2 protein-coding genes are annotated in these 5,072 nt (G+C 62.6%); both read left to right on the top strand.

The window, feature by feature from the left end:
* A partial coding sequence (locus tag CAPSK01_RS17465) for a hypothetical protein (RefSeq protein WP_273703985.1) occupies positions 1-2,692 on the top strand: 2,692 nt, incomplete at its 5' end.
* Positions 2,692-5,072 (top strand): hypothetical protein (locus CAPSK01_RS17460; RefSeq protein WP_034929693.1); only part of this gene is annotated, 2,381 nt, incomplete at its 3' end. The genes CAPSK01_RS17465 and CAPSK01_RS17460, both read left to right, overlap by 1 nt.

Raw genomic sequence — 5,072 nt, 5'->3', positions numbered from 1 at the left:
AGCGGGCTTGGCGGCGCTGCAAACCGAGACGGCGGCGGCGACTGGGTTAATGAGTCGCGCCATGGGCTTCTTGGCCGGGCCGGGCGGATTGATTTTATTGGCGGTCGGTGCGTTTGCTGCGCTGTTGCCGATGCTGTCGAAAAGCAAGACCCACACGGAGGACCTGACGACTTCAACGGAATCCTACGCTGATTCCTTGAAAAAGATGAGCGAACAGCAGTTGAAAGGCCAACAGATTCGCATGGATGAGGCGATAGACCGGCAGCGAGAAGCGGTCGAAAAGGCGACAGCCGCCGGATGGGCCTACGCGGATTACCTCGATGAAAGCACCGGGATGGCCGTGCGGGTGGAGCGCAACGCCCAAGACCTGGCCTTGGCGCAAGAGAATCTGGCGAATGAAACCGCCAAGCTGAGCGCGCTGGAAGAAAAACGAATCGCTCTCGGCGGCGCGCTGGCCGAAGCGCAAAATCGGCAGACGAACCTCACCGCCAAGGAACTCGCCCAACTGGCCGCGCAGCAAGTGGCGATGAGCAATCTATCGGGGCGGGCTGAAGACCTGGCAAAGCAAACCCAGGCCGTCACCGACGCCAATCAAGACCGGCTTCAATCCGAAATTGATCTGGCGCAAACATCGGGCGATCTGCAAAAAGTCGAAGCGCTCACGCTACAACTGGCGAAAGAAAAAGCTACAGCGGCGGAACGCCAGGCGCAATTTGACCGCGTTGCGGCAGTGGCAATACAGGCCCGGGTTGCGGCGATGGAAGCAGAGTACCAGAGCTACCGCCAACTCACTCCAGTGCAGACCCAGGCGCTCATTGACGCAAAAGCGGATGCGGCGGCGAAAGAGGCGCAAGCGAAAGCCTCGGCGGCGCTGGCGGCGCAATTGCAATTTCAGGCGGAACATACTCTGAAACTTCATGCGGCAACGCGGGAATTGCTGGCGCTGATCGAAAAAGAAACCGCCGAAGCCGCTAAAAATAACGCCATTAAACAAACGCAAATCGAAGCCAGTCTTGCGCTGGCAAAAGCGCGCGGTGACGAAGAAGAGACGGCCAAGCTCGTCGCTGAGCAATCGGCTCAAATCGTCAAGAACGCAAAAGACGAAATCGCCCACACTCAAGAACAAATCAAGCAAACCGATTTACTGATTAACCGACTCTACGCGGAAGCGGCAGCCAAGGGCGGAATGACCCCGGAGCAGCAGAAATACCTTCAGGGGATGATGGATGAGAACGCCGAGCGTAAACGTGCGGTCGCCAGCATCGAGGCGAAAATCCCGGCAATGCAACGCGAAGCCCAACAAGCCGAAATCATGGCTGGGCCGATTGGGCAACTGACCCGTCTGTATGCCGAACAAGCCAAAGAACACCAGCGCAGCGCCGACGCCAGCGAGCGCTATCACGACGCGCAGGTGCAGGAAGCCGAGGGCGCGGTGCGGCTGGCGGATATTAAAGGCGACGAGGCCGCGAAAGAAAAAGCGCTGGCCGATCTGACGGATCGGCGCATTGAACAAGCCCAGGCGCAGGCGCAAAGCCGCGCCATTGAAGCGGCGGACGCTGAAAACGCGCTCTCGGCCAAGGCATTGGAACTGGCCGCCGATGGCGAACTGACAAAGGCCGATCAAGAACAGTTGGCAGCGATGGGAGCGATGGTCGCCGCCAAGCGCGATGCGGCGGATGCGGCCCAAGAACACGCCGAGCAGATGCGTGGCGAAGCCGAAGCGGCCAAAGCCGCCGCCGCTGCGCAAAAAGCCGCCGCCGAAGCGGCAGATGCCGCGAAAGAACACGCCGAACAACTCAAGGCCATGGGCGAGATCACCGGCGGCATTCTGACCGGCTGGGCAAAGCGCCTGGAAGCGCTGTCGCCCGCCGCCCGGGCAGCGTTTGACGGCTTCCGCGACGGCGCGGATTTGGCGAACGCCAGCCTGGCCGACCTCGCCGAAGCCTCACGCCAGACCGGGGACTTACTGTCGCAAACGGTGCGGGTTGGCGGCTCAGGCTTTGTGCGCTGGGCGAATGACGTGGCCGCGAGTGCGCTGTCCATCGAACAAGCGTTTTTCGACCAGAAAATCGCGGTGCAGCAAGCGATTGACGCCCTGGACGCTTACGCCGAACACGGGCGATTCACCGCCCAGACCCAGCAGGCTCTCGCCCTGGCGACCCAGGATACCCGCGCCACTTTTGACTTGCTGAACGACACCGATCTTTCGCAACTCCAGGAGGCGATTGATACCGCTAGGGGCAAGATGGAGGAACTGCGCGCCGCCGCGCAAGCGGCGCTGGAGGAAGCCCAGCGGGCCTTGCTACAGGAAAAAGGCGATCAGGCAGGGGTGCTGGAACTGGAGCGCAAGCAGCGCGAACTGGAATTGCAGACGCAGATCAATGAAGCCAAGGCCGCCGGTGACGCCAAGGCCCTGGGCGATCTGCAAACCGCGCTCGAACTGGAGCAAGAGATCTACGATCTGAAACTCAGGAAAATCCAGCAGCAGGACGCGCAACGCGCCGCGCCCCCGCCGGACAACGACCCGCCCCGGCGGGCGTCGGGCGCGGGCAACGCTGACGCCTTCAATGCTCCGGCCAAAATTTTTCAACTGAATTTGCGGGGGGACGGACGCGACTTGAAAGCCTTTACTTTTGACGACCCGGACGACTTCCTGAGTCGAGCCGAACGAGCGCAACGGGGAGCCGTGTAATGGGGCTTAACAGCACGCAGTTCAACTTTCTCAAACCGCAGCGGCTGACGGATCAAAGCGACGGCGGCGGCCAGATCACCAGCGTGGCGCTGCCTGACAACATCAGCAACAATCTGTTTCCCGGCGTCAGCAACTTGGATGCAGTGAACGGGCGCTTATCCGCTCGCCTACTCTATCTGTCCGCCCAATCGAATGACGTGCTTTGGTACTACGGCGCGGGCGTTTATATCAGCCAACCCCCGGCCAACCCCGCGATTAGCGCCCTCCTGGCGCGAGCGGCCAGTTTCGGCGAAGAGCGCGCCGCCCTGGCGACCCGGATTGAATCCTACCTCACCCAAGGCCCCATTTCGCCGCTGACGTTCTACGGCAATGCCGTCGTCGGCCAGCGGGCGGTGATCGGCTATCAACTGCTGAGCGCGGCGCTGCCGGAAGTGGGCGAAAGCTATCTCCTGAGCCAGGAAAAAGCAGGATACCCTGCTGTTTCACAGTACGTGCGCATCACCAAAGTGGAGGAGCGCATTCAGGATTTCACCGACGCGACCGGCGATTTTCAGCGCCGTCTGGTGACGCTCTATCTCGCCGAGCCGTTGCGTTACGACTTTGCCGGGCTGGACGCGCCGATTCGCTATACCAATATCTATGCGCCGACCCGTGTGCGCTACACCACAGTCGCCGACGCAGCCCGCTATTACGGCCTGCTGCCGTTGGCGGCTCCGGCGAACGCCGAGACTTCAGTCATTACCGTCCACCGGGTGATGGAGCAATTGGTGCCCAGCACTCAGGCGGAAAAAGCGCAAGCCGATCAGCCCGCGCAAGCGTTGCCGCAACAAATGTTCCCCTGCGGCCCGGCCCGCATCCTGGCCGCCAATGTCACCGGAACGGTGATTTACCTCGGTTCCGGCGTTATGCCGGGCACGGTGGCCGTCACCGGCACGCAGACGTATACCGACACCAGCGCCGGATTCCTGACCGCGAGCGGTGGCGCGGTCGCAGAAATGGACTATGCCGCCGGGTGCATTGTCTTTCCGAGCGCGGGAACCTGGACGGTGACGGCGCAAACCGCCGCGCCGTTGATCGGCCCGGCACACACGCTAGGGCTGCCCATCAACGTCTCCACCCGCGCCCTGGTCTATGTCACTACGCTCGCGCCAATCCCTGCCCCCGGCACGCTGGTGGTGGATTACCTGGCCTTCGGGAAATGGTACCGGCTGACCGACAACGGCAAGGGCCAACTCGTCGGCGCGAGTTCCGCCCACGGCTCCGGCACCCTGAACTACGCCACCGGCACCGTGCAGTTGTCGTTGCAGGCATTGCCGGATTTGAATTCGTTGATTCTGTTCGCCTGGGCGACCGGAATTCACGCGCTGCGCCGCGATGGCGAGGTCTCCGCCCCTGTTCCGGCGTTGCAAGTCACGCTCGATTACCCGGCGGAGCCGGGGAGCCTCAGCCTCAGTTGGCCGTCCGGCGGCGTGACGAAAACCGCAACCGTCGCCAGCAACGGCGTCATCAGCGGCCAGGCGACCGGCCAGGCCCTGCATGAAACCGGAATGGTGAACCTGACTCCGCTGCCGAGCGCGTTCCCGGATACAGCGGGGCTGTTCAGCGTCAGCTATCAGCGCAAGCTGCGCTATAGCGGCTCTTTTGTCACCGTCGCGCCCAGCGCCCGCACCTTCGTCATGACCCTGCCTGGCGCGGTCTTGCCGCTGGCGGGCGGCAGTTTGACATTGAGCGTAACCCTGGGTTTTGGTTATCACTCGCCGTATCCACTAATCACTGAATCGTTTGTCGTTACCGACGACGGCGCGGGCGGATTGGTCGGGGAGATCGTCGACATCGGCTCCAGCGTGAATTCCACTACCGGCGAAGTGGTGCTGGTGGTCAAGAATATCGTCCGGGGCGTCTATCTGTCTTACTTTTCCGCCGGCAGTTATGCCAATGTCCCTTGCACCGTCTTCAGTGCGCCCGCCACCTTCGGCTGGACGGCGCGCAAAGCCAGCGACGCGCCTGCCGCGCAGACCGAAACCCATCCCGTCCCCGATTTGCGCATCGACTTGACGCCGGATCATGCCGACGCCGTGTTGCCCGCCTCGTTGCGCTTTCTGCTGGGGAGTGCAGTGCATGTGGAACGCGCTGGCACGATTTACCGTAACCCGTCGCCGCTCACCGACAGCGGCGTCCCAGTCGGGACGCTGAATCATGCGACCGGCATTGCCACGCTCTATGACTGGACGGGCTTGACCTCCACGACCGTCGCGATCCAGGCCCTGGCGACCGTGCGGCGACCCTGGTATGCCCATCGGCTGGTGGGGCGGGTCGTCGGCGCGCCGGTGCGCCCAGGCAGTTTTCAGCTACGTGGCCTGGATGCGGCAGGAATCGCGCT

Origin of the sequence: Candidatus Accumulibacter vicinus, from assembly GCF_000584955.1 — a bacterium.
GTDB lineage: Bacteria > Pseudomonadota > Gammaproteobacteria > Burkholderiales > Rhodocyclaceae > Accumulibacter > Accumulibacter vicinus.
Note: the sequence above shows the minus strand (reverse complement) of the source record. Positions and strands in the feature narration are given on the sequence as shown.